This is a genomic window from Acinetobacter lwoffii, assembly GCF_019048525.1.
Lineage (GTDB): Bacteria > Pseudomonadota > Gammaproteobacteria > Pseudomonadales > Moraxellaceae > Acinetobacter > Acinetobacter lwoffii_K.
Genome location: NZ_CP077369.1, coordinates 365655 through 387597, shown reverse-complemented (window position 1 = coordinate 387597; position 21943 = coordinate 365655). Strand labels below are relative to the sequence as shown.

The following is a 21943-nucleotide window of genomic DNA, read 5'->3' as shown; positions in this document are numbered from 1 at the left end:
AATGCATATTTTATTTACCGGTTATGGTAAAACATCCCGACGTGTGGCTAAACAACTATTTGAGCAAGGTCATCAAATTAGCACAATTAGCCAGAGTCCCAAAACAGATTCATTCGCAACTCATCTGATTCAGGATGTGCATAAACTGGATTTAACAGCAGTTACACCGATTGACTGGGTCTATGTATTACTTAGTCCAAAACAAAGTACGGTTGAAGGCTATCAGCAAACTTATCTGGATTCGGTTCAACCTATTGTCTCTGCCTTGAAACAGCATCCGGTGAAACGGATTGTGGTGGTGTCATCGACACGAGTGTATGGGCAAAATTCCGGTGAAATCGTAGATGACGAAACTGAAATTCACCCGAATGATGCTCAGAGCAAAATCTTGCAGCAGATGGAGCAGGCTTATTTCACTGCTTATCCTGAGAAATGTACCATCATTCGTCCAAGTGGGATTTATGGAGCATCGGTAGAACGCCTACAAAAAATGGCCGCCTCGATGTTGAGATATCCGAGTCTGCACTGGTCCAACCGGATTCACATTGAAGATTTATCACGTTTCTTATCACAGATGATTCACGTGGAACATCCTGAAAATTCTTATATTGTGACAAACAACGATCCAAAATTAATGCATGAAATATTGCAATGGTTCCAAAAGCAGATGGGGCTTCCTTTGCTTAAAGTAGAAAGTGAGCAGGTGACAGGTAAGAAGCTTTATGCGACCCGAATGCAAAAAATGGGATTTGAGTTAGAGCATCCAGATTGTTATGAGGATTATTTGGGGTTGATGAGGAAAAATAATCCCTCCTAGCCTCCCTTTTTAAAGGGAGGAATCCCCCTCCTTTTCAAAGGAGGGGTTAGGGGAGGATTTTATTTAAAAGACCTCTCCATATCCTCACTTGCACTTCGTTTTAAAAGCCGTGCTTTAAAACTCGCTCAGGAGAGGGAATACTCATATTTAAATAATGGCATTAGCTTTCCAATTTTCACTTCTTATAAATTCTAAAATAAAAAGAGAGGCCTTAGCCTCTCTTTTTATTTAATTTAAACTTACTTCTTTTTCCGCTTCGCGCGTTTCTTGGCTTGTTCAGCTGCAACCGCATCGAGCGCTTCTTTCAGTTCTTCATCCGTAAAGTCGGTGATGTGGTGCAGCATTTGTAGCTTCACTTCATCCAGTACCAAATCTGCATATTGAGCCACATTGGTTAGCTGCTCATCAAAGACAATCGCATTGTCTTCATTGGTACACAGATAACCTTTTTGGGTTAAGACTTTAATAAAGCTCTGGAATAGGGCTTTGTCGAAGAACTCAGGTGAGTTGAACTCATATAGCACAGACAGGCGCTGTCCCACCAGATAACTCAGCTCTTCGACCTGACGGGTCGAAATATTGCCAGAACCACGCTGGGTAATCAGGGCCAAAGTCATGTAATAACGTTCCAGACTTTGGGTCACTGGGGCAGCCAGAATTTCGAGCTGATGATGCGCTTCAGTATTTGGTGCAGGGGCAATCAGGTTTTCACCATCTTGTGTAATCAGTTTTGAGGTAATTAAGCTGTCAATATGTGCATTCACCTGATCCTGAATCTCGTCTTCATGCCATTTTAAAAACAGTTCAGCTTTGAGGAATGGGTACAGGGTACTGCTGATATTCACGACATCATGACGACGAATGGTACCGTTATGTTCAACTAGGGCTGCAATCAAAGATGGCAGCACAAAAGTGTGCACAATATTATTACGGAAATACGTCAGCAGAACTGCCTGATTATCTTCAATCGCAATAATATCTCCCAGTACATGCTTGACCCGCTTGATCAGTTTCAGCTTCATCGCATAGGCAATTATTTCTTTGCCTGACAGCGGCGTCACCTGCATGCGTTCATCATAAGGCAATGCTGCCAGCAAGGTGCGATAGGTATCCAGCTGTTTGATACAGATTTCTTCATCCAGCGTATGTTTTGGCGTAGCCAGTAAGATTAAAGATAATAATGATACCGGATTGATTACGACCGCACTGTTGATATTTTCCAGAATAGCTTGTGCCGAGCTATTCACAGCATCAGAAACTGCTTGGGGAATTGGATCATCATTCTTTTCGATCTTAATATTTTCTGCGCCATGCTGTTTCAGGATGTCATCTAGAAATACCGGGTTCCCGAAGTTCAGGTGCACCTTGCCAAAAATGCGTTCAATCTTGCGCAGGGTTTTCAAAATACCAAAAATAGACTCAGCTTCTTTTGGCTTGCCACTCATTTCACCGACATAAGTGCCACCTTCCATCAGGCGTTCATAGCCGATATAGGTCGGCAAAAATACGATCGGCTTAGATTTGCCACGTAAATGACCATGCACGGTCATTGCCAGCATCCCGGTTTTTGGCGGAAGCAAACGACCGGTACGTGAACGGCCCCCTTCAATAAAATATTCCAGCGGGGTATTACGTGACAGGACGCTATACAGATATTCTTTAAACACCGTGGTATAGAGCGCATTGCCGCGGAAAGTACGGCGAATAAAGAAAGCGCCACCACCGCGCAAAATCTGACCGACAAAAGGCATATTCAGGTTATCGCCCGCAGCGATATACGGCACCATCAAGCCACGACGATAGATCACATAAGACAATAACAAATAGTCGATGTGACTGCGGTGACATGGGGTATAGACAATTTCATAATCCTTGGCCAGTTCACGCACGGTACTGAAATTATGCACTTCCACACCATCATAAAGCTGGGTCCATAAGCGGGTCAGGGCCTTGTCGGCAAAACGTACGGTAGAATGAGAATAATCGGAAACGATTTCGTTCAGATAACCAATCGCACGACGTTCAGATTCCAGCATCGAGATTTTGCTACGAATACTGTCATTGCGAATCGCTGCCTGTACATCGGGTGACTTGATCAGACCATGCATCACATTACGGCGGTCGGACAGATCCGGCCCGAGAATGACTTCACGCTGACCATCCAGGTAATCATTTAAAGTGCTGACAATATAAGTTGCTGGCGCTGAATTTGGATGCGTCTCTTTGGCAAAGTTAATCAAGGTGCGTAAAGATTGCGGTTCATGAAACTCTAAATAAGACTGGCGACCATGCAGGCCGATATTGACCAGTTGTTTGACCCGGCTTGGCGTAGACCAAGTATCGGTAAATAAAAGCTTAAACCAGGAATCTTCTTTCTCAGGTTCACGTCCCCAAAGTACTGTTACCGGAACCAGTTCGACATCCAGCTCAGGGTGCTGCTCTAGAATTTCAATCAGGCGTAATAAGCGCGGCGGGAAAGCATGCGGTGGTGAGCTGAGCAAATTATTTTCATCATGATGCTGCAAAAACAGTACTGATGCTTTTTCTTTATTGTTACCCAGTTGCATTGGATCAAGTGCAGCCGGCAATTTTAAGCGGCGCGTTTCTGCATCGACAACCAGTGCATTACTACGAGAATGGTTCTGTAAAACGTAGCAGACCAGTTTCTGCGATTCTGCTGCAGTCTGATCAGATTCAGGGGCTGTCACTTCACTTGGTACTTCCCCAAGAACATGAGGGGTAACCACAAGATCAAGTAGTTTACTTGAAAGCTTGCGATACATTTGACCAAAGCCATTCTTGGACATAGCTGCTCCTAATTTTACTGACCAAAACCACAGGACTTCTGAGGGGATTTATTTTGCGGGTTTTTAAGATGAAACAATATATCTTTTTTTAACAACTTCAACAGAAGTGCTTCAATTTTAGCGTGAAAGCAGGTGCTTTTCCTAGTCACTTATGACATCAGTATGACAGAACAGTCATGCAAACTTTAGAGTTTCGTTCTGATTTTGTGGCAGAATATTCCAGATCAATTATTTAGATCCTTTTTTCCATTTTGGGATATCTCCAATATTAGATAGGTTGCTTATGAATGCCTTAACACAGGAACTGGTCGAGCTGCTCAGCTTAGAAAAGTTAGAAGAAAACATTTTCCGGGGAATCAGCCGGAATCTGGTGGGCAAGCGCGTGTTCGGTGGGCAGGTTTTAGGGCAGGCACTACGCGCCGCGTCTTATACCACAGACCGTCCAGCACATTCATTACATGCCTATTTTCTGTTTGGCGGGGATGTCAATGCACCGATTATTTATGAAGTGGATCGTATCCGTGACGGCAAGAGCTTTGTCAGCCGTCAGGTGCGCGCTATTCAGCATGGCCGTACCATTTTCATGTGTATGGTGTCTTTCGCGCATCAGGAAGAAGGGCTAAATTACCAGATTTCAGAGCCTGAATATCCACCGGCAGAAAGCCTGAAAAATGAAGCGGAACTGATCAAACAGATTATTGAGTTTATTCCGGAAAATGTCCGTGCATCTTTCACTCGTGATCGTCATGTGGAAATTCGTCCGGTCAATCCGCAAAATCCATTCCAGCCTCAACCTGAAGCACCGTCTTATGCGCACTATATCCGTACGCATGACCGTATTGCTGCAGAAGTCGATCAGATCTCCTTGCATCAGGCTATTGCTGCTTTCTATTCTGATTTTACCTTGATGACCACAGCGCTTCGTCCACATGGTCTGAGCTATATCTCGCCAAGTTTGCAATGTGCCAGTATTGACCATGCCATGTACTTCCATAAACCGTTCCGTGCGGATGAGTGGATGCTTTACGATATGGATGCCACCCAAAGCGCCAGTTCGCGTGGCCTGAATTTTGGCCGGATGTGGCAGAACGGTGAGCTGGTCTGCAGTACCTCTCAGGAAGGCTTGATCCGTTTACGTGAAATCGAAACACAGTAATTTTTCTTCCTGCTCAAAAAGTCGAATCCCTGATTCGGCTTTTTGTTTTTAAGCCGGATGAAAATGGCCATTTGATATCATGTCCTCACGCCGCGTTTATAAAATATTACTCGATTCTGTAGAATTCGCATGGCATAGTGCGGCTTAAGATCAATATTAAAAATGCATGAAAAGATGAGCTTAAATACGCAAATTTTAATTGCCGCCGTATTGGGGGTGCTGTTTGGATTTCTATTGACGATATTTCCGCAGACCTCATTTTTTGATATCAGCTTATATGGCATCGGCATCGTCAGCAGTATTTTTATTGGCTTGTTAAAAATGCTGTTAGTGCCGCTGATTTTTAGCTCGATCGTGGTCGGCGTATCCAATCTGCAGGCGGGTGGGCAGCTAAGCCGCACCTGGAAAATTACCCTGATGTGCTGTGTGACCACCACTACCTTGGCACTTATTTTAGGTCTGGCGTGTGCGCATCTGTTTGATGTCGGTAAGGGTGTGGATGTGCTGATGTTCCAGGATGCCATGGCACAACATCAAACACCGGATACGCTGACGCCTTCTTCTTTCTTTACCAACTTTATTCAAAATACCTTGATCAATCCCTTTAAAGCATTTTCGGATGGCAATGTCTTGGCGGTGGTAGTCTTTGCGCTATTTGTTGGTGTGGCACTGGTTGCGGGAGGAGATAAATTTCGTACCGTGCGCAAGCTGAGTCACCAGTTTTTCGAAATCATGATGTTGATGATTGGCTGGGTAATGAAACTGGCACCACTCGGTATTTTTGCCTTATTGGCCAAATTAATTGCCACTGAAGATGTTTCGGTTCTTAGTCGTCTGGCTGAATTCGCTGCGGTAGTCACCGGTACGACGATTTTTCATGGCATCGTGGTCTTACCTTTATTGCTATGGATTTTCGGCAAGATGGATCCGGTCACGTTCTTTAAAGGCACACGTGCTGCCTTGATTACTGCCTTTGCCACCAGTTCCAGTTCGGCCACCATGCCCCTGTCGATGAAATGCGCACAGGAAAATTTAGGGGTACGCCCACATACCGCAGGCTTTGTAATTCCACTTGGGACCCAGTTAAATATGGATGGTACGGCGCTGTATGAAGCAGCTGCAGCTCTGTTTATTGCCAATTTAATGGGGCTGGATCTGAGTCTGGGGCAGCAACTGGTGGTCTGCGCGACTGCGATGATTGCATCCTTAGGTGCACCGGGGATTCCGAGTGCCGGTATGGTGACTATGATTATGGTCTTGCAATCGGTAGGTTTGCCTGCCGAGGCAATTGCCATTCTGTTGCCGATCGACCGTTTACTGGATACCGTACGTACAGTGGTGAATGTTCAGGGAGATATGATGATCAGCGTGGTGGTGGACCGGCATACGCGTGAACCCGATCTTCAAGCTACAGATAGCTAAAACATTTAAAAAAATAAAAAAAAAGCAGGTATTTGACCTGCTTTTTTATTTGTACGTTGAGTTTTAATAAATCAAGAATGATCACAGATCATTTAGGTGATATGGTCTTAATCCGCTGAACGCTTATTCTGATTTAGCTCATCTGCCGCTTTAAGCTCGGATTGATCCTGCTCAAGTAATTCCAGCGGTTCTTCAGCTTCATTTAAATCATGTGTCGATACTTCGGCAACATGCTCCGAATCGGATTCACTAAGCTCGAGCTCTTCAAGCGGTTCATCAGATTCATTTAAATCATGCGCTGATGCTTCCGGAATACTGTCCAGATCATATTCAGAGGCTTGATCTAAGGTAAAGTTCAAACGGCCACCCATGACACTGGCCAGTTCTTCTAAACCTTGTTTGTTCATGGAGGAAAACAGTTGAATCGAGAAATCCAGCTTCATCTTTTTCAATGCCGCTTTGACTTCCTGCAAGGCTTTGGATGCAGGACCACGGTTTAGTTTATCTGACTTGGTTAACAAGACATGCACGAACAACTGGCGGGAATAAGCCCATTCCAGCATCATCACATCAAAGTGTTGCAGTGGATGGCGGATATCCATCAGCAATACCAGGCCTTGTAAGCTCTGGCGGTGAATCAGGTAATTTTCCAGTTCTTTTTGCCAGACCAGTTTCATTTTTTCAGGCACAGCCGCATAACCATAACCGGGTAAGTCGACCAAACGCTGATCCGGATTACCCAGGCTGAAAAAGTTGATCATCTGGGTACGGCCAGGTTTTTTCGATGCACGTGCCAACTGTTTCTGGTTGGTCAAAGCATTAATCGCACTGGACTTACCCGCATTTGAGCGGCCGGCAAAAGCAATTTCATAGCCAGTATCTTCTACACAAAGACTAAGTTTGGGTGCACTCATTAAAAATTCGGCTTTGCGTAGCCAGTTGAGTGCGCGCACAGAATATTCAGTAATGGCAGAATCAACTTTTTTCTCGTAGCTGATCTTTTGCTTAGGCGCATGGGCTGTCTTACTGTTTTTGGATTTTCCTCTGCTGTGGTGCATAACTCAACTTCAATAAATGATCTACAATGAAACATTATAAAGGAAGTCGCACAGGCAAGCGAACTTTGCCGCAAGAATAAGTCACAAGACCTGACCCGGAAGACTTTAAAGATTAATCAGGCCGATCGGAGAATTTGTACTGAAACGCGCATTTCGTGGCCTAATCACATCTTTAAGCACATATTGGTCCAGACTGCTATAAAACTGTTCCACCGCATCATCTAAAATACCTTTTAAACCACAGGTCGGACGTAATACGCAGGGTGGGCTATTGCATTCCACTACATTGCTGTCGCGTTGCAGGATCCGCACAATCTGTCCCAGCTGGAGGTTCAGGCTGGCCGGATTTAAACGTATGCCGCCACCTTTACCACGTGTGGTAATCAGCCACTCCTGTTTCGCCATAAAATGCACGATTTTCATGGCATGATTTTGTGAAACCTGTAATCGCTCGGCAAGTTCTGCAATGGTATAGGGGAGATCACGTGGCTGTGCGACATACATCATAATCCGAAGCGCATAGTCAGTGAATTTATTGAGTTGCATAACGTCAACAGCTAGAAAATGAAAGAATTGAATGTTAAAAGCTCCACGAATGGAGCTTTTAATCAGAATCTGATGCTAGTCTAAACCGTTTTTGCAATTAAAGCTTGAGCGGGGCAGACACTTCAACTACATCACCAACTTTGTAGTGGTCGATCAGTGTCTGTGCAACCGAGAATGCGGTTGGATTTTCTTCCGCTTTCACAGTAATTTGATATTGCTCGTTTTGAGCCTGATCAAAGCTAAACTGTTGTGGTTGACGAATGTGCTGTTCAGGCACCTGTACACGTACTGAAATATGTTCACCGGCTTCAGCACTTGCAATCGCTGCACCATCTTTAGCTTTAAGTGTAAAGATTTTACCTGCGTCGGTATCATTGACTGCTGCTACTTCAAATTCGCGCCAGCCCGCCCAGCCACCATTTTCAGAAGCTAGGGTGGCATATTTAGATTTTTCCACACCAATCAAAATATCTGCCAGTTGCATATACGCTTCTTTCCAGGCTGCAATCAGGTCTGAGTCCATGGGTACATCTAAAACTTCGCTGATCGAGTGCAACAGATTCTCACCGACAATCGCATATTGATCCGGTTGAATATCCAGGCTGACATGTTTAGTGGTAATGCGTTCGATGGCTTTGGCCAAAACGCCCGGATTGGTAATGTTTTCGGCATAGGCAAGTACTGCGGCAGCCAAGGCACGTGGTTGACGGCCAGTACTTTGATGATCCATGTTGAAGGTGTTTTTCAACTCTGGATGGTTTTTCAGCATGCGGTTATAGAAATACGTGGTAAGTGCTACGCCGTTTTCACGTAAAACAGGAACAGTCGCTTGTACAAGTTCAATATGTTGTGGAGTCATGAGAGCCGTCTACAGGTGTTTTTTAAAAGATGTATTTAAATTACATCTTTTAAAATGGCTTTACAATAGCGCATAGTCATAAAACCATAAAAAAATTACGGGATATAAAAATATCCCATAAAAAGTGTGATGATGATCGGAAAAGGAGGGGGATTATTTGCGGCCAAACAGCGAACCCAGTAAGCCGCGCACAATTTTCTGCCCAGTACTCCCGCCCAGGCTACGGGCAGCACTTTTGGCAAAGGTGCCGACAATATCCTGAGTCAGTTTTTCTCGTTGCTTGGCTGCGCGTTCAGCTTCTTTTTGCTGTTCTCGTGCCAGACGTTCCTGTTCTTTAATTTGCTGCTTGGCAAGAGCTTCTTGTTCCTTGCTTTGTTGTTTGGCAAATTCGGCGGCCTGAGCCTGTTGCTGGCGTTCTGCGACCTTGTTTTGCAGCATTTCGTGGGCGCTGTCCCGATCGACTGGCTGCTCATAAATACCGGCGACAATACTTTGCTGCATGAGAGCCTTGCGTTCTTCAAGCGAGATCGGTGTAAAGGATGAATGCGGCGGCATGACCCAGCCACGCTCTACAATTTGTGGAATGCCCTTTTCATCCAGGCAGCTAATTAGAGCCTCACCTACTGCTAACTCGGTAATCACCTGATCGACTTTAAATTCAGGATTGGCTCGGAAAGTCTCTGCTGCGGTTTTCACTGCTTTTTGATCTTTGGGAGTGAAAGCCCGCAAAGCATGTTGAACCCGATTGCCGAGCTGGCCTAAGACACTTTCAGGCAAGTCCAAAGGATTTTGCGTGACAAAATAAATCCCTACACCTTTCGAGCGAATTAGACGCACCACCTGCTCAATTTTTTCTTGCAGGGCAGGGCTGGCATTATCAAACAAGAGATGGGCTTCATCAAAGAAAAACACCAGTTTAGGTTTGTCCGGATCGCCGACTTCGGGAAGCTGTTCAAACAGCTCGGAGAGCATCCACAGTAGGAAAGTAGCATATAGCTTGGGTGTATTCATCAGCTTGTCGGCCGCCAATAGGTTGATATTGCCACGGCCCTGACTGTCCGTCTGCAAAAAGTCCATCAGATCCAGCGCTGGGTTGCCAAAAAACTGGTCACCACCTTGATCAGCCAGTGCCAACAAGTTGCGTTGAATCGCACCAAGACTGGCGGGAGATAAATTGCCATATTCAGCTTTAAAGTCAGCCGCATGCTCAGAGACATAACTCAGCATGGCTTTCAGATCTTTAAAGTCGATCAGCAATAAACCCTGATCATCAGCAATCCGAAATACTGCGGAAAGCACACCTTCCTGGGTGTCATTCAGATTCAGCATTTGCGCTAGCAGCAGTGGACCAATTTCAGAAATAGTAGTGCGAATCGGATGACCCTGTTCGCCAAATAAATCCCAAAACACCACCGGTGATGCTGTAAAAGGAATGGACTCGATATTGAGACTTTTAATCCGTTCATCAAATTTTGGGTTGCTTTCACCTGCTTTGGCCAGGCTGGACACATCGCCTTTAGCATCGGCGAGGAAAACAGGCACACCAATTCGAGAAAAGCTCTCCGCCAATACTTTTAAAGTCACAGTCTTTCCGGTACCAGTGGCACCTGCAATCAAGCCATGTCGATTGGCAAGTTGGGAATGCAGCACAATATCCTGCGTGGTATCCGTGGTTTTTTTAGCAATAACAATTGGTGTACCCATAGCTGTTCCTGTTATTTATTATTCATTTTTAAGTTTTTTCATTTGTTCTAGTGCATGCTGAATATCTTGAATCAAATCTTCCGGATGTTCCAGTCCAATACAGAAACGAACCAGCAAGCCGTCTTTTAAGTGTGAATGTTCCAGCACACGCATGTCTTTTAAGTTATATAGCATGACCAGACTGACAGGGCCACCCCAACTAAAGCCTAGCTTAAACAGTTTTAAACTATCACAGAAATTTCGGATATCTTGCATGGCGTATGTGCTGTCAAAGATTACGCTGACCAGGCCGGCACTATCACCTTGCTTGCAAATTTCTTTCCAGTACTGATGGCCTGCGCTGTCCGGATCAGCAGGATGCAGCACCTGTACAAACTCGGTTTGCTGTTTAAGCCATTCCAGTAAGGTCAGCGCACTGTTGGATTGATGTTGATATCGCAGTTGCATCGAAGCCAGACTGCGTTGTACCTGTGCCACATCATCACCAGAAACACTAATGCCCTGAATGGCATGTGCACGGAACAGTTTGTGATGCAAAACCTTATCTCGCGTAACCACTGAGCCCATCAGGATATCCCCCCCGCCGCTTGGATATTTGGTCAGTGCATGTACCGTCATATCTACACTTAAATGCTCTTCACCAAAATCAAAGGCATTAAAAGCCAGACCTGCGCCCCAGGTATTATCCAGTGCCGTCAGAATATGATGTGCCTGGGCTTTTTTCACCAAACCAACCAGATCCGGAAACTCTAAGGTGACTGAGCCAGCAGCCTCGAGCCAGATCAGTTTGGCTTTATCTGTAGGCTGAAATGTATCAAGCTCTATGGGGTTGTAGACTTTAACCGTAATTCCATAACGCTTTTCCAGATTGCGTAAATGCTCCATGTTTGGACCATAGATATTGTCAGCCACCCAAACTTCATCCTCCTGACTTAAAAAGCAAGAATTCACGAGATTAATCGCGGATAAACCACTCGGTGCGAGCAGGTGATACAAGCCACCTTCGAGCTGGGCGATGTTATCGCCCAGCGTAAAGGTTGTAGGCGTGCCATGCGTGCCATAACTATAGTCATAGTCATCGGTCCAATGGCGATTAAACAGGGCATCGGTATTGTTAAAGATAATGGTCGATGCACGATAGAGGGGAGGCTGAATGGTAGAAATCGCTTGAGGAGCCTTTCGTGGTGCATGAATCAGGCGAGTTTGAGAGTCTTGTTTCACGTGAATGCGCTCAAATGTAATCAAATATTACTCTAGCTTAAGAGAATCTGTGACTCACTGCCAGTTACGTTGTGAATTGTTTAAAAACAACAAGTCTTATAAAAAGTTGGCTTCATTTTTGCAAAACCTAAATCTATATAGCTAAAAAAAATAGGTTGAGGAGCATGAAATCGCATTTAAAAGTGCATTATTTTCAGCATATTGCTGGTGAAGGTTTTGGTAGTTGTTATGAATTTTTAAAGCAGCATCAGGCGCACATTACAGCGACTGAATTTTTTGCTTTACCCGTGGATCGGCCGCTGGAGATCGAGGCGCTGCCTGCTGTGGAAGAGGTGGATTTGCTGATCATTATGGGGGGAACCATGAGTGTGAATGATGAAGCAAATTTCCCTTGGTTAAAAATAGAAAAACGCTGGTTGCGTCGCTATCTTTCGCATGGCAAACCGGCAATTGGCCTGTGTCTGGGTGGGCAGTTGATTGCAAATGCTTTGGGTGCAGGTGTTAGTCGCAATCCAGAACAAGAATTGGGGTGGACCACGGTGCACAGAGTGGCGAATCTACCAGAGACGTGTTTTAGCCTGCCGGAGCAGTTCAATATTCTGCAATGGCACAATGAAACATTTGAATTGCCCAAAGGTGCAGTCCATCTGGCAGAAAATGAAGCCTGTCGTAATCAGATGTACCAGTTGGGCAGAAATGTATTGGGCTTCCAGTTTCATCCGGAAATCACGCCGGCAACCTTGGCATTGTTTTTGGAAAATGAAGAAGAGCTTGTGCAATTTTCAGGAAAATATGTGCAAAATTTATTTGAATTAAAAAAAACCACGAAGCAAAAATTTATTGAAGGAAATCAGATATTAAATCGTGCTATAGAATATGTTTTGGCAAAAACTGCCTAATATTTAAACAATAAACTATTGTTTTAAGTCATAAATTGAAAACTTGGATAAAACCATAAAAGAGATTTGCTTATGCATTAAACAATGGCTATAATAAGCGACCCTTCAATAGGAAGGGGGTTAACTGCGAATAAAGTAGTTAACTATCGTTACAGTCGTGGCATCGATCATGACCTTAGTGATATTTCACTGCTCTTGACACTTGCCCATATAAAGTGGGGTGAGGTGCGTCAAGAGTGATTCTTTATATATTTGGCTTGGAGTTTACTGGTATGTCTAACCAGAGAATTCGTATCCGTCTTAAGTCTTTTGATCATCGCCTGATTGATCAATCAGCTCAAGAAATCGTAGAAACCGCAAAACGTACTGGCGCACAAGTGTGTGGTCCAATTCCAATGCCAACACGCATTGAACGTTTTAACGTTTTAACATCACCACACGTAAACAAAGACGCGCGTGACCAGTACGAAATCCGTACTTACAAGCGTTTGATCGACATCGTTCAACCTACAGACAAAACTGTAGATGCATTGATGAAGTTAGATCTTGCAGCTGGTGTTGATGTTCAGATCGCATTGGGTTAAGGCTTTCGGGTTAATTAACACTCTAAGTTAATTAGGCCGCTTTTTTAGAGGTTTATGCACATGGCTATTGGTTTAGTCGGTCGCAAGTGCGGTATGACACGTATCTTTACAGATGCCGGTGTTTCTGTGCCTGTTACAGTGATTGAGGTTGATCCTAACCGCATCACTCAAATCAAAACGCTTGAAACTGATGGTTATCAAGCGATTCAAATCACTACTGGTGAACGTCGCGAATCTCGCGTAACTAACGCTCAGAAAGGCCACTTCGCGAAAGCGGGTGTTGCAGCTGGTCGTCTAGTTCAAGAATTCCGTGCTACAGAAGCTGATCTTGAAGGTCGTGAAGTTGGTGGTACGCTTACCGTTGAATTGTTCCAAGTTGGTCAAGTTGTTGACGTAACTGGTCAATCTAAAGGTAAAGGTTTCCAAGGTGGTGTTAAGCGTTGGAACTTCCGTACGCAAGATGCAACTCACGGTAACTCAGTTTCTCACCGTGTTTTAGGTTCTACTGGTCAAAACCAGACTCCTGGTCGCGTATTCAAAGGCAAAAAAATGGCTGGCCATTTAGGTGCTGAACGCGTAACTACACAGGGTCTTGAGATCGTTGCTATCGACACAGAACGTTCAGTTCTAGTTGTTAAAGGCGCGGTTCCTGGTGCTACTGGTGGCGACGTAATCGTTCGTCCTACGATCAAGGCCTGAGGGGAAATAACGTGAATTTAAATACTGTTTCCGGCTCTGCTGTTGAATTATCAGAAGTTGCGTTCGGTCGTGAATTTAATGAAGCTCTTGTTCACCAAGTGGTTACAGCTTATTTAGCTGGTGGCCGTCAAGGTTCAAAAGCTCAGAAATCACGTGCAGACGTTTCTGGCGGTGGTCGCAAGCCATTCCGTCAAAAAGGTACTGGCCGCGCTCGTGCTGGTTCTATTCGTAGCCCAATCTGGGTTGGCGGTGGTAAAACTTTTGCTGCTCGTCCACAAGACTGGTCTCAAAAAGTAAACCGTAAAATGTACCGCGGTGCTATGCAATGCATCCTAGCTGAACTTGTTCGTCAAGATCGCTTAGTTTTAGTTGAAGAGTTTGCTGTTGCAGCTCCAAAAACTAAAGAATTGCTTGCAAAACTTAACGACTTGAATGCGACTCGCGCATTGATCGTTACTGATGCTGTTGATGAGAACCTGTATCTTGCTGCGCGCAACATTCCACACGTTGATGTGGTTGATGCTGCTGCAATCGATCCGGTTAGCTTGATTGCGTTCGACAAAGTTGTTATGTCTGTAGCTGCTGCTAAGAAAATTGAGGTAGAACTCGCATGAACAACGAACGTATCTATCAAGTCCTGCAAGGACCTGTATTCTCAGAAAAAGCACAAGTTTTAGGTGAAACTGCTGGTGTTCAAGTGTTTAAAGTTGCATTAAATGCAAACAAGCTTGAAATCAAAAAAGCAGTGGAACAACTCTTTGGTGTGGAAGTTGTTAAAGTTAACACGACTATCACTAAAGGTAAGTCTAAACGCTTTGGTAAAACATTAGGACGTCGTTCTGATGTTAAAAAAGCATACGTCACCCTGAAAGCTGGCCAAGATGTTGAAATGGCTGACTTGGGCGATACCGCTGAAAGCACAGCGGAATAAGGACGAGAATTATGCCTATTCAAAAATGTAAGCCAACGTCTCCAGGACGTCGCTTTGTAGAGAAAGTGGTTCACGATCACCTTCACAAAGGCGCACCATACTCTCCGTTGGTTGAAGCTAAAAAACGTACTGGCGGCCGTAATAATAACGGTCACATCACGACTCGTCACGTTGGTGGCGGTCACAAGCAGCACTACCGTCTAGTTGATTTTAAACGTAACAAAGATGGTATTCCTGCAACTGTAGAGCGTATCGAATACGATCCTAACCGTACTGCACACATTGCACTTGTATTGTATGCTGATGGTGAGCGTCGTTATATCATCGCTCCTAAAGGCCTTCGCGCTGGCGATAAAGTACAGTCTGGTAACGATGCTCCAATTCGTCCAGGTAACTGCTTGCCGCTTCGCAACATGCCTATCGGTTCTACTCTTCACAACATCGAACTTAAAATCGGTAAAGGCGCGCAGTTAGCTCGTTCAGCTGGTACTTCAGTTCAGCTGTTGGGTCGTGACGGTTCTTACGCTATCGTTCGTCTGCGTTCAGGCGAGATGCGTAAAATTCACGTTGAATGCCGTGCTGTGTTAGGTGAAGTATCTAACTCAGAAAGCAACCTTCGTTCACTAGGTAAAGCTGGTGCATCACGCTGGCGTGGTGTTCGTCCTACCGTTCGTGGTATGGCGATGAACCCAGTTGACCATCCACATGGTGGTGGTGAAGGGCGTAACAAAGGTATTCAACCTGTAAGCCCATGGGGTCAAAAAGCTAAAGGGTACAAGACACGTACCAATAAGCGTACGACTAAGATGATTATTCGCGACCGTCGCGTTAAGTAACAAGTAAAGGAATCTGACAATGCCTCGTTCTCTGAAAAAAGGCCCATTCGTCGATGCGCACTTGTTCGCTAAGGTTGAAGCGGCTATCGCGGCTAATAACCGTAAGCCGATCAAAACTTGGTCGCGTCGTTCGATGATCCTCCCGGATTTTGTTGGTTTAACAATTTCTGTACACAATGGCCGTAACCACGTTCCTGTGATCGTTTCTGAGCACATGGTTGGTCACAAGCTTGGTGAATTTGCACCAACTCGTACCTATCGCGGTCACGGTGTTGACAAGAAATCTAAACGTTAATGGGTGCTATGATGGAAGTAACTGCTAAATTACGCGGTGCCGCTATCTCGGCACAAAAAGCTCGTTTGGTTGCAGATCTTATCCGCGGCAAATCTGTTGCGCACGCTCTTAACATCCTTAACTTCAGCAACAAAAAAGCTGCAGTTCTAGTTAAGAAAGCGTTGGAATCTGCGATTGCAAACGCTGAACACAATAACAGTTTAGATGTAGACGACCTTAAAGTTTCTACGATCTACGTTGATGAAGGCATGAGCCTGAAACGTATTATGCCACGTGCTAAAGGCCGTGCAGATCGTATTACTAAGCGTACTTGTCACATCACCGTTAAGGTAGGGGTTTGATATGGGTCAGAAGGTTCATCCAATCGGTATCCGCCTAGGTGTTGTGAAACGTCATAACGCTAACTGGTATGCGAATCCGAAACAATACGCTGAATACTTGCTTAAAGATCTTCAAGTTCGTGAGTTTTTGATCAAAAAACTTAAAAACGCGATGATCAGCAACATTCTTATCGAACGCCCTACGGGCGCTGCTAAAGTAACTATTAGCACTGCTCGTCCAGGTATCGTAATCGGTAAAAAAGGCGAAGATATTGAGAAACTACAACGCGAATTAACATCTATTATGGGTGTTCCTGCGCAAGTAAGTATTAATGAAATTGATCGTCCAGACTTAGACGCGCGTCTAGTTGCTGAAGCTATCGCTTCTCAATTAGAAAAACGTGTAATGTTCCGTCGTGCTATGAAGCGTGCGGTACAAAACACAATGCGTGCTGGTGCTAAAGGTATCAAAGTAGAAGTTTCAGGCCGTTTAGGTGGTGCTGAGATTGCTCGTACTGAGTGGTATCGTGAAGGTCGTGTACCTCTACATACGCTTCGTGCAGATATCGACTATGCGACTATGCGTGCTGAGACTACTTACGGTACGATCGGTGTTAAAGTTTGGATCTTCCGTGGTGAGATCTTGGGCGGCATGAAACAAGTCATGAACCCAGCTCCAGCAGAAGAGCGTCCAGCTAAACGCGGTCGTGGTCGTGGTGAAGGTCAAGAGCGTCGTGGTCGTCGCAATGATCGTTCTGCTGAAAAAGGAGAATAATCCATGTTGCAACCTAAGCGTACTAAATTCCGTAAAGTGCAGAAAGGCCGTAACACTGGTCTAGCACACCGCGGTAGCACAGTATCTTTCGGTACTATTGCACTTAAATCAGTTGAACGTGGTCAAATGACTGCGCGTCAAATTGAAGCAGCGCGTCGTACAATTAGCCGTCGTATTAAGCGTGGTGGTAAGATCTTTATCCGTGTATTCCCGGACAAGCCGATTACTTCTAAGCCTCTTGAAGTGCGTATGGGTAAAGGTAAAGGTTCTGTGGAATATTGGGTTTGCCAAATCAAACCAGGTAAAGTCTTGTACGAAATTGATGGTGTTAACGAAGAATTGGCTCGCGAAGCGTTTACGCTTGCAGCAGCTAAGCTTCCGTTTAAAACCGCTATCGTGACTCGGACGGTAATGTAATGAAAACTAAAGATCTACGTGAAAAGTCGGTAGAAGAGTTGACAGCTTTGCTTGATGAGCAACAGCTTAACCAATTCCGTCTTCGTATGGCGAAAGCAACTGGTCAATTGGGTAAATCGCATGAAGTTGCACTTACTCGTCAGACTATTGCTCGTATTAAGACCCTCCTTACCGAAAAACAGGGGAACGGACAATGAGTGATAAAACAGTCCGCACGTTAACTGGCAAAGTTGTAAGCGACAAGATGGATAAATCTATCGTTGTTCTTATTGAACGCCAAGTTCAACACCCGTTGTATGGCAAATTAATCCGCCGTTCAACAAAATTACATGCTCATGATGAGAACAACACAGCGAAAGCTGGTGATGTTGTAACCATTAAAGAAAGCCGCCCAATTTCTAAAACTAAGTCTTGGACTCTAGTTGAAGTTGTTGAAGCAGCTGCTGAGTAATTAACGTTCTTGTTGCATCATCGGTCAATTTCGAGTACTCTTTGAGCCTTTCGAAATTTCGACCGGTGTTGCTCGGTTTTGGAGTAGGGCAATGATTCAGACCGAAACTATGCTCGACGTAGCAGACAACAGTGGTGCACGCCGCGTACAATGTATTAAAGTACTTGGTGGCTCGCATCGTCGTTATGCTTCTGTTGGCGACATTATTAAAGTTACTGTAAAAGAAGCAATTCCACGCGCACGTGTTAAAAAAGGTGACGTGATGAATGCGGTTGTGGTTCGTACAAAATTCGGTATCCGTCGTGCAGACGGTTCAGTGATTCGTTTCGACGATAACGCTGCTGTTATTTTGAACAACAACAAAGCGCCGATTGCAACTCGTATTTTCGGACCAGTGACTCGTGAACTTCGTACTGAACAGTTCATGAAAATTATTTCATTGGCTCCTGAAGTTCTATAAGAGGCGATCATGGCTAAGATTAAAAAAGGCGATCAAGTAATTGTGATCGCAGGTAAAGAAAAAGGCAAACAGGGTACTGTTCTGTCTGTTTCTAATGACCGTGTTAAGGTTGAAGGCCTTAACTTGGTGAAGAAGCATCAGAAGCCAAACCGTGCTACAGGCGCTGAAGGTAGCGTTGTAACTCAGGAAGCTTCGCTTCATATTTCAAACGTGGCAGTTTTTAATGCTACAACCCAAAAGGCTGACCGTGTTGGTTACCAAGTGATTGATGGCGTGAAAACTCGCGTATTCAAATCAAATGGTGAATCAGTGGCGGTAGCGAAGTAATAGGTTGATATAGGCCATGGCCAGACTTAAAACACGTTACAACGACGAACTTAAAGCTCAATTACAAGAAGTATTGGGCGTTAAGAATGTGATGGAGATTCCTCGCATCACTAAAATCACGATCAACATGGGTGTTGGCGCAGCTGCTGCTGACAAAAAACTCCTTGATGGTGCTCTTTCAGATATGCAAGCTATCGCTGGTCAAAAACCAGTACTTACGTTAGCTCGTAAATCAATCGCTGGTTTTAAAATCCGTGATGGTTGGCCGATCGGTTGTAAAGTTACTTTACGCGGCGAACGTATGTACGAATTCTTGGACCGTTTGATCTCGATTGCGATTCCTCGTATCCGTGACTTCCGTGGTTTCTCTGCGAAATCATTCGACGGTCGTGGTAACTACTCAATGGGTCTTAAGGAACAAATCATGTTCCCTGAAATCGATTTTGACAAGATTGATCGTATTCGTGGTATGGATATTACCATTACTACGACTGCTCGCACCGATGACGAAGGCCGTGCGCTTATGCGTGCATTCGGCTTCCCGTTCAAATAAGAGGTCGATATGGCTAAGAAAGGTATGATTAATCGCGAATTGAAACGCGAAGCTACTGTTGCTAAATACGCTGCAAAACGTGCTGAATTAAAAGCTGTTATTGCAAACGTAAATGCATCAGACGAAGAACGTTTCGAAGCGATGATGAAATTACAAGCATTACCACGTAATGCATCTCCAGTACGTCTACGTAACCGTTGTGGTTTAACTGGTCGTCCTCATGGTTACTTCCGTAAGTTCGGTTTAAGCCGTAACAAATTACGTGAAACAGTAATGCAAGGTGATGTACCTGGCGTTGTTAAGGCAAGCTGGTAAGGAGCACTATAGATGAGTATGCAAGATACCGTTGCCGACATGCTAACACGTGTTCGTAACGCACAAATGGCAAAGAAACAAACTGTTTCTATGCCTAATTCTAAGTTGAAAGTAGCAATTGCTAACTTACTTCAACAAGAAGGTTATATTTCAAACGTAGAAGTTGCGGATGCTGAAGGCAAACCAACTCTTACTTTGACTTTAAAGTATTTCGAAGGCAAACCAGTTATCGAAACTGTGAAACGCGTAAGCCGTCCAGGTCTACGTCAGTATCGCGGTAAAGATGCACTTCCTAGCGTTAAGCAAGGTTTAGGTATTGCAATTGTTTCTACAAGCAAAGGCATCATGACTGATCGCGCTGCACGTGCTGCAGGCGTTGGTGGTGAAGTTATTGCTTTTGTTTCTTAATAGGTGATTCCTCATGTCTCGTGTGGCTAAAGCCCCAGTAACTGTACCTAACGGTGTAACAGTTACTCAGAACGGCCGGCAGGTCGAAGTGAAAGGCACTAAAGGTACATTGTCTTTCAACCTGCATGCGCTGGTCGAGCTTAAACAGGAAGACGGTATTCTAGCTATTGCTCCAGTACAAGAGTCGAAAGACGCTTGGATGCAAGCTGGTACTGCTCGCGCTGTGCTTAACAACCTTGTAAAAGGTGTTAGCGAAGGTTTCGAACGTAAGTTACAGCTTATCGGTGTTGGTTATAAAGCTGCGGTTAAAGGTGACGTTGTTCATCTTAACCTTGGTTTCTCTCACCCGATCGATTATGCACTTCCTGCAGGTGTAACTGCTGAAACTCCAACTGCAACTGAAATCATTCTTAAGTCTGCTGATAAAGCAGCTTTAGGACAGGTTGCTGCAGATATCCGTGGTTACCGTCCACCAGAGCCATATAAAGGCAAAGGTGTTCGTTATTCTGACGAAGTTGTACTTCGTAAAGAAGCTAAGAAGAAATAAGGCGCGAGGTTCTTATGAACGAAAAGAAACAATCCCGTTTGCGTCGTGCGAAAAGCACACGCTTGCACATCCGTGCATTGGGTGCGACTCGTTTGTGTGTAAACCGCACTCCGCGTCACATCTATGCTCAAGTTATCTCTGCAGATGGTGGCAAAGTATTAGCGCAAGCTTCTACTTTAGACGCTACTCTACGTGCGGGTACAACTGGTAACGTTGAAGCAGCTCAAAAAGTAGGTGCTTTAATCGCAGAACGCGCTAAAGCAGCTGGTGTTACTAAAGTTGCATTTGACCGTTCTGGTTTTAAATATCATGGTCGTATCAAAGCCTTGGCTGATGCTGCTCGTGAAAACGGCTTGGAGTTCTAATCATGGCTAAAGTTGAACAAAACGAAGGTCTTGTTGAAAAGCTGGTTGCCGTTGATCGTGTAGCCAAAGTTGTTAAGGGTGGTCGTATCTTCTCTTTCACAGCATTAACTGTTGTGGGTGATGGTAATGGTCGCGTAGGTTTTGGTCGTGGTAAAGCACGTGAAGTTCCAGCTGCTATCTCTAAAGCACTTGAAGCTGCTCGTCGCAATATGATTACTGTTGACCTTGTTGATGGTACGTTACAGCACCCAATTCATGCACGTCACGGCGCTAGCCGCGTATTCATGCAGCCTGCCTCTGAAGGTACAGGTGTAATTGCTGGTGGCGCTATGCGTGCAGTTCTAGAAGCTGTAGGCGTACGTAACGTGTTGACTAAATGCCGTGGTTCTACTAACGCTGCTAACGTAGTAAACGCAACTTTCAATGGTTTGCGTGATATGACTACTCCTGAAAAGGTTGCTGCGAAACGTGGTCTTTCAGTAGAACAAATTCAAGGGTAATCAATCATGAAAACGATTAAAGTTACCCAGACTAAATCTGCATCGCACCGCTTGAAAAATCACAAGCTTAGCCTGCAAGGTTTAGGTCTGCGTCGTATTGGTCATACTGTAGAAGTGTTAGACACACCTTCTAACCGTGGTATGATCAACCAAGTCTACTATATGGTTAGTGTAGAGGAATAAGCCATGACTCTGCGTTTAAATACAATTGCACCTGCAGAAGGTGCTAAACGTGACAACCTTCGTTTAGGCCGTGGTATCGGTTCTGGCGTTGGTAAGACCGGTGGCCGTGGTGTCAAAGGTCAAAACTCACGTAAGAGCGGTGGTACTCGTCCAGGTTTCGAAGGCGGTCAAACAGCACTTTATCGTCGTTTGCCTAAATTCGGCTTCACTAGCCAATTGGCTTTGAAAACTGCTGAAGTACGTTTATCTGAGCTTGCTAAAGTTGAAGGCGACATCGTGTCTCTCGAAACTTTAAAAGCTGCGAACGTTGTACGTAAAGACATGATCCGTGCTCGTATCGTACTTTCTGGTGAAATTACTCGTGCATTCACTGTTCAAGGTGTTGCATTGACTAAAGGCGCTAAAGCTGCTGTTGAAGCTGCTGGCGGCAAAGTCGAGGAGTAATCCCCAGTGTCTATGACTCCTAGTTCTTCAGGTCATGTCAACAT

At 44.8% G+C, this 21943-nt stretch carries 29 protein-coding genes and 2 pseudogenes; 25 read left to right on the top strand and 6 right to left on the bottom strand.

Annotated features, from left to right (window positions below; all coding sequences use genetic code 11):
* The first annotated feature begins 1 nt into the window (after nucleotide 1).
* A complete protein-coding gene (locus I6L24_RS01895; RefSeq protein WP_216986339.1) occupies nucleotides 2-817 on the top strand; it encodes an NAD-dependent epimerase/dehydratase family protein in 816 nt (271 codons plus the stop codon).
* Nucleotides 818-1056: 239 nt separating this feature from the next.
* On the opposite strand, the gene plsB is transcribed toward I6L24_RS01895, so the two are convergent.
* Entirely contained in the window at nucleotides 1057-3624 is a 2568-nt protein-coding gene (gene plsB / locus I6L24_RS01890; protein ID WP_216986338.1) for a glycerol-3-phosphate 1-O-acyltransferase PlsB, read from the bottom strand.
* A gap of 283 nt (nucleotides 3625-3907) precedes the next feature.
* Between plsB and I6L24_RS01885 the strand changes: the two genes are divergently transcribed.
* Together I6L24_RS01885 and I6L24_RS01880 are read left to right on the top strand one after the other, a co-directional pair.
* Nucleotides 3908-4780: an acyl-CoA thioesterase gene (locus tag I6L24_RS01885; RefSeq protein ID WP_004645045.1), complete on the top strand. Its 873-nt coding sequence runs from the start codon at nucleotides 3908-3910 to the stop codon at nucleotides 4778-4780.
* A gap of 174 nt (nucleotides 4781-4954) precedes the next feature.
* Complete coding sequence (locus I6L24_RS01880; protein ID WP_017397874.1) at nucleotides 4955-6202, top strand: dicarboxylate/amino acid:cation symporter; 1248 nt, start codon at nucleotides 4955-4957, stop codon at nucleotides 6200-6202.
* Nucleotides 6203-6483: 281 nt separating this feature from the next.
* Here the strand turns inward: I6L24_RS01880 and yihA are convergent.
* From yihA to I6L24_RS01855, 5 genes and pseudogenes are all read right to left on the bottom strand, one after another.
* Nucleotides 6484-7260: pseudogene (gene yihA, locus I6L24_RS01875) on the bottom strand (ribosome biogenesis GTP-binding protein YihA/YsxC); the annotation flags it as partial.
* A gap of 105 nt (nucleotides 7261-7365) precedes the next feature.
* The gene (locus tag I6L24_RS01870; RefSeq protein WP_216986336.1) at nucleotides 7366-7806 is read right to left on the bottom strand and encodes an RrF2 family transcriptional regulator; all 441 of its coding nucleotides are present in this window, start codon (nucleotides 7804-7806) and stop codon (nucleotides 7366-7368) included.
* 97 nt (nucleotides 7807-7903) lie between these two features.
* A complete protein-coding gene (locus I6L24_RS01865; protein WP_004281516.1) occupies nucleotides 7904-8665 on the bottom strand; it encodes a globin domain-containing protein in 762 nt (253 codons plus the stop codon).
* A 153-nt stretch (nucleotides 8666-8818) separates the two neighbouring features.
* Nucleotides 8819-10369 (bottom strand): helicase HerA-like domain-containing protein, encoded by a 1551-nt coding sequence (locus tag I6L24_RS01860; RefSeq protein ID WP_216986335.1) that lies wholly within the window; start codon nucleotides 10367-10369, stop codon nucleotides 8819-8821.
* A gap of 18 nt (nucleotides 10370-10387) precedes the next feature.
* A complete protein-coding gene (locus tag I6L24_RS01855; protein ID WP_216986334.1) occupies nucleotides 10388-11590 on the bottom strand; it encodes a PLP-dependent transferase in 1203 nt (400 codons plus the stop codon).
* Nucleotides 11591-11754: 164 nt separating this feature from the next.
* On the opposite strand from I6L24_RS01855, the gene I6L24_RS01850 reads away from it, so the two are divergent.
* The 22 genes and pseudogenes from I6L24_RS01850 (at nucleotide 11755) to rplO (ending at nucleotide 21899) form a co-directional block, all read left to right on the top strand.
* Entirely contained in the window at nucleotides 11755-12489 is a 735-nt protein-coding gene (locus tag I6L24_RS01850; RefSeq protein ID WP_216986333.1) for a type 1 glutamine amidotransferase, read from the top strand.
* A 272-nt stretch (nucleotides 12490-12761) separates the two neighbouring features.
* Nucleotides 12762-13073 carry a 30S ribosomal protein S10 gene (gene rpsJ / locus I6L24_RS01845; RefSeq protein ID WP_000070912.1) on the top strand — a complete coding sequence of 104 codons (312 nt, stop codon included), beginning with the start codon at nucleotides 12762-12764 and terminating at the stop codon, nucleotides 13071-13073.
* A 60-nt stretch (nucleotides 13074-13133) separates the two neighbouring features.
* On the top strand, nucleotides 13134-13772 hold the full coding sequence (rplC, locus tag I6L24_RS01840; RefSeq protein ID WP_004645054.1) for a 50S ribosomal protein L3: 639 nt from the start codon (nucleotides 13134-13136) through the stop codon (nucleotides 13770-13772).
* A gap of 11 nt (nucleotides 13773-13783) precedes the next feature.
* Complete coding sequence (rplD, locus tag I6L24_RS01835) at nucleotides 13784-14386, top strand: 50S ribosomal protein L4 (protein WP_216986332.1); 603 nt, start codon at nucleotides 13784-13786, stop codon at nucleotides 14384-14386.
* Nucleotides 14383-14703 (top strand): 50S ribosomal protein L23, encoded by a 321-nt coding sequence (gene rplW, locus I6L24_RS01830; protein ID WP_004281510.1) that lies wholly within the window; start codon nucleotides 14383-14385, stop codon nucleotides 14701-14703. Before rplD ends, rplW begins: the two co-directional genes overlap by 4 nt.
* Before the next feature lie 11 nt (nucleotides 14704-14714).
* Complete coding sequence (rplB, locus tag I6L24_RS01825; protein ID WP_004281509.1) at nucleotides 14715-15539, top strand: 50S ribosomal protein L2; 825 nt, start codon at nucleotides 14715-14717, stop codon at nucleotides 15537-15539.
* A 19-nt stretch (nucleotides 15540-15558) separates the two neighbouring features.
* Nucleotides 15559-15834 carry a 30S ribosomal protein S19 gene (rpsS, locus tag I6L24_RS01820; protein ID WP_004281508.1) on the top strand — a complete coding sequence of 92 codons (276 nt, stop codon included), beginning with the start codon at nucleotides 15559-15561 and terminating at the stop codon, nucleotides 15832-15834.
* An 11-nt stretch (nucleotides 15835-15845) separates the two neighbouring features.
* Nucleotides 15846-16175, top strand: a complete 330-nt coding sequence (rplV, locus tag I6L24_RS01815) for a 50S ribosomal protein L22 (RefSeq protein WP_001982638.1) — start codon at nucleotides 15846-15848, stop codon at nucleotides 16173-16175.
* 1 nt (nucleotide 16176) lies between these two features.
* Nucleotides 16177-16993: pseudogene (rpsC, locus tag I6L24_RS01810) on the top strand (30S ribosomal protein S3).
* A complete protein-coding gene (gene rplP, locus I6L24_RS01805) occupies nucleotides 16933-17346 on the top strand; it encodes a 50S ribosomal protein L16 (RefSeq protein WP_004281506.1) in 414 nt (137 codons plus the stop codon). The pseudogene rpsC and the gene rplP overlap by 61 nt, the downstream one beginning before the upstream one ends.
* Entirely contained in the window at nucleotides 17346-17543 is a 198-nt protein-coding gene (rpmC, locus tag I6L24_RS01800) for a 50S ribosomal protein L29 (protein WP_004281505.1), read from the top strand. Before rplP ends, rpmC begins: the two co-directional genes overlap by 1 nt.
* A complete protein-coding gene (rpsQ, locus tag I6L24_RS01795; RefSeq protein ID WP_004281504.1) occupies nucleotides 17540-17797 on the top strand; it encodes a 30S ribosomal protein S17 in 258 nt (85 codons plus the stop codon). The genes rpmC and rpsQ overlap by 4 nt, the downstream gene beginning before the upstream one ends.
* A 91-nt stretch (nucleotides 17798-17888) precedes the next feature.
* Nucleotides 17889-18257, top strand: coding sequence for a 50S ribosomal protein L14 (gene rplN, locus I6L24_RS01790; RefSeq protein ID WP_004281503.1), 369 nt, complete (start codon nucleotides 17889-17891; stop codon nucleotides 18255-18257).
* Between the two features lie 9 nt (nucleotides 18258-18266).
* Complete coding sequence (gene rplX / locus I6L24_RS01785) at nucleotides 18267-18584, top strand: 50S ribosomal protein L24 (protein WP_004281502.1); 318 nt, start codon at nucleotides 18267-18269, stop codon at nucleotides 18582-18584.
* A 16-nt stretch (nucleotides 18585-18600) separates the two neighbouring features.
* Entirely contained in the window at nucleotides 18601-19137 is a 537-nt protein-coding gene (rplE, locus tag I6L24_RS01780; RefSeq protein WP_004645057.1) for a 50S ribosomal protein L5, read from the top strand.
* 9 nt (nucleotides 19138-19146) lie between these two features.
* Complete coding sequence (gene rpsN / locus I6L24_RS01775) at nucleotides 19147-19452, top strand: 30S ribosomal protein S14 (protein WP_004732275.1); 306 nt, start codon at nucleotides 19147-19149, stop codon at nucleotides 19450-19452.
* Nucleotides 19453-19464: 12 nt separating this feature from the next.
* Nucleotides 19465-19860, top strand: a complete 396-nt coding sequence (gene rpsH, locus I6L24_RS01770) for a 30S ribosomal protein S8 (protein ID WP_004281499.1) — start codon at nucleotides 19465-19467, stop codon at nucleotides 19858-19860.
* 13 nt (nucleotides 19861-19873) lie between these two features.
* Nucleotides 19874-20407, top strand: a complete 534-nt coding sequence (rplF, locus tag I6L24_RS01765; protein ID WP_004645059.1) for a 50S ribosomal protein L6 — start codon at nucleotides 19874-19876, stop codon at nucleotides 20405-20407.
* Between the two features lie 14 nt (nucleotides 20408-20421).
* A complete protein-coding gene (gene rplR, locus I6L24_RS01760; RefSeq protein WP_004281497.1) occupies nucleotides 20422-20772 on the top strand; it encodes a 50S ribosomal protein L18 in 351 nt (116 codons plus the stop codon).
* A gap of 2 nt (nucleotides 20773-20774) precedes the next feature.
* Nucleotides 20775-21272: a 30S ribosomal protein S5 gene (gene rpsE / locus I6L24_RS01755; RefSeq protein WP_004281496.1), complete on the top strand. Its 498-nt coding sequence runs from the start codon at nucleotides 20775-20777 to the stop codon at nucleotides 21270-21272.
* 6 nt (nucleotides 21273-21278) lie between these two features.
* Complete coding sequence (gene rpmD / locus I6L24_RS01750; protein ID WP_004281495.1) at nucleotides 21279-21455, top strand: 50S ribosomal protein L30; 177 nt, start codon at nucleotides 21279-21281, stop codon at nucleotides 21453-21455.
* A gap of 3 nt (nucleotides 21456-21458) precedes the next feature.
* On the top strand, nucleotides 21459-21899 hold the full coding sequence (gene rplO / locus I6L24_RS01745) for a 50S ribosomal protein L15 (RefSeq protein ID WP_004281494.1): 441 nt from the start codon (nucleotides 21459-21461) through the stop codon (nucleotides 21897-21899).
* Nucleotides 21900-21943 lie beyond the last annotated feature (44 nt).

Bases quoted from the DNA above. Each gene is read 5' to 3' on its own strand.
- I6L24_RS01895 (WP_216986339.1), top strand. From the start codon at position 2: ATGCATATTTTATTTACCGGTTATGGTAAAACATCCCGACGTGTGGCT.
- plsB (WP_216986338.1), bottom strand. From the start codon at position 3,624: ATGTCCAAGAATGGCTTTGGTCAAATGTATCGCAAGCTTTCAAGTAAA.
- I6L24_RS01885 (WP_004645045.1), top strand. From the start codon at position 3,908: ATGAATGCCTTAACACAGGAACTGGTCGAGCTGCTCAGCTTAGAAAAG.
- I6L24_RS01880 (WP_017397874.1), top strand. From the start codon at position 4,955: ATGAGCTTAAATACGCAAATTTTAATTGCCGCCGTATTGGGGGTGCTG.
- I6L24_RS01870 (WP_216986336.1), bottom strand. From the start codon at position 7,806: ATGCAACTCAATAAATTCACTGACTATGCGCTTCGGATTATGATGTAT.
- I6L24_RS01865 (WP_004281516.1), bottom strand. From the start codon at position 8,665: ATGACTCCACAACATATTGAACTTGTACAAGCGACTGTTCCTGTTTTA.
- I6L24_RS01860 (WP_216986335.1), bottom strand. From the start codon at position 10,369: ATGGGTACACCAATTGTTATTGCTAAAAAAACCACGGATACCACGCAG.
- I6L24_RS01850 (WP_216986333.1), top strand. From the start codon at position 11,755: ATGAAATCGCATTTAAAAGTGCATTATTTTCAGCATATTGCTGGTGAA.
- rpsJ (WP_000070912.1), top strand. From the start codon at position 12,762: ATGTCTAACCAGAGAATTCGTATCCGTCTTAAGTCTTTTGATCATCGC.
- rplC (WP_004645054.1), top strand. From the start codon at position 13,134: ATGGCTATTGGTTTAGTCGGTCGCAAGTGCGGTATGACACGTATCTTT.
- rplW (WP_004281510.1), top strand. From the start codon at position 14,383: ATGAACAACGAACGTATCTATCAAGTCCTGCAAGGACCTGTATTCTCA.
- rplB (WP_004281509.1), top strand. From the start codon at position 14,715: ATGCCTATTCAAAAATGTAAGCCAACGTCTCCAGGACGTCGCTTTGTA.
- rpsS (WP_004281508.1), top strand. From the start codon at position 15,559: ATGCCTCGTTCTCTGAAAAAAGGCCCATTCGTCGATGCGCACTTGTTC.
- rplV (WP_001982638.1), top strand. From the start codon at position 15,846: ATGGAAGTAACTGCTAAATTACGCGGTGCCGCTATCTCGGCACAAAAA.
- rplP (WP_004281506.1), top strand. From the start codon at position 16,933: ATGTTGCAACCTAAGCGTACTAAATTCCGTAAAGTGCAGAAAGGCCGT.
- rpmC (WP_004281505.1), top strand. From the start codon at position 17,346: ATGAAAACTAAAGATCTACGTGAAAAGTCGGTAGAAGAGTTGACAGCT.
- rpsQ (WP_004281504.1), top strand. From the start codon at position 17,540: ATGAGTGATAAAACAGTCCGCACGTTAACTGGCAAAGTTGTAAGCGAC.
- rplN (WP_004281503.1), top strand. From the start codon at position 17,889: ATGATTCAGACCGAAACTATGCTCGACGTAGCAGACAACAGTGGTGCA.
- rplX (WP_004281502.1), top strand. From the start codon at position 18,267: ATGGCTAAGATTAAAAAAGGCGATCAAGTAATTGTGATCGCAGGTAAA.
- rplE (WP_004645057.1), top strand. From the start codon at position 18,601: ATGGCCAGACTTAAAACACGTTACAACGACGAACTTAAAGCTCAATTA.
- rpsN (WP_004732275.1), top strand. From the start codon at position 19,147: ATGGCTAAGAAAGGTATGATTAATCGCGAATTGAAACGCGAAGCTACT.
- rpsH (WP_004281499.1), top strand. From the start codon at position 19,465: ATGAGTATGCAAGATACCGTTGCCGACATGCTAACACGTGTTCGTAAC.
- rplF (WP_004645059.1), top strand. From the start codon at position 19,874: ATGTCTCGTGTGGCTAAAGCCCCAGTAACTGTACCTAACGGTGTAACA.
- rplR (WP_004281497.1), top strand. From the start codon at position 20,422: ATGAACGAAAAGAAACAATCCCGTTTGCGTCGTGCGAAAAGCACACGC.
- rpsE (WP_004281496.1), top strand. From the start codon at position 20,775: ATGGCTAAAGTTGAACAAAACGAAGGTCTTGTTGAAAAGCTGGTTGCC.
- rpmD (WP_004281495.1), top strand. From the start codon at position 21,279: ATGAAAACGATTAAAGTTACCCAGACTAAATCTGCATCGCACCGCTTG.
- rplO (WP_004281494.1), top strand. From the start codon at position 21,459: ATGACTCTGCGTTTAAATACAATTGCACCTGCAGAAGGTGCTAAACGT.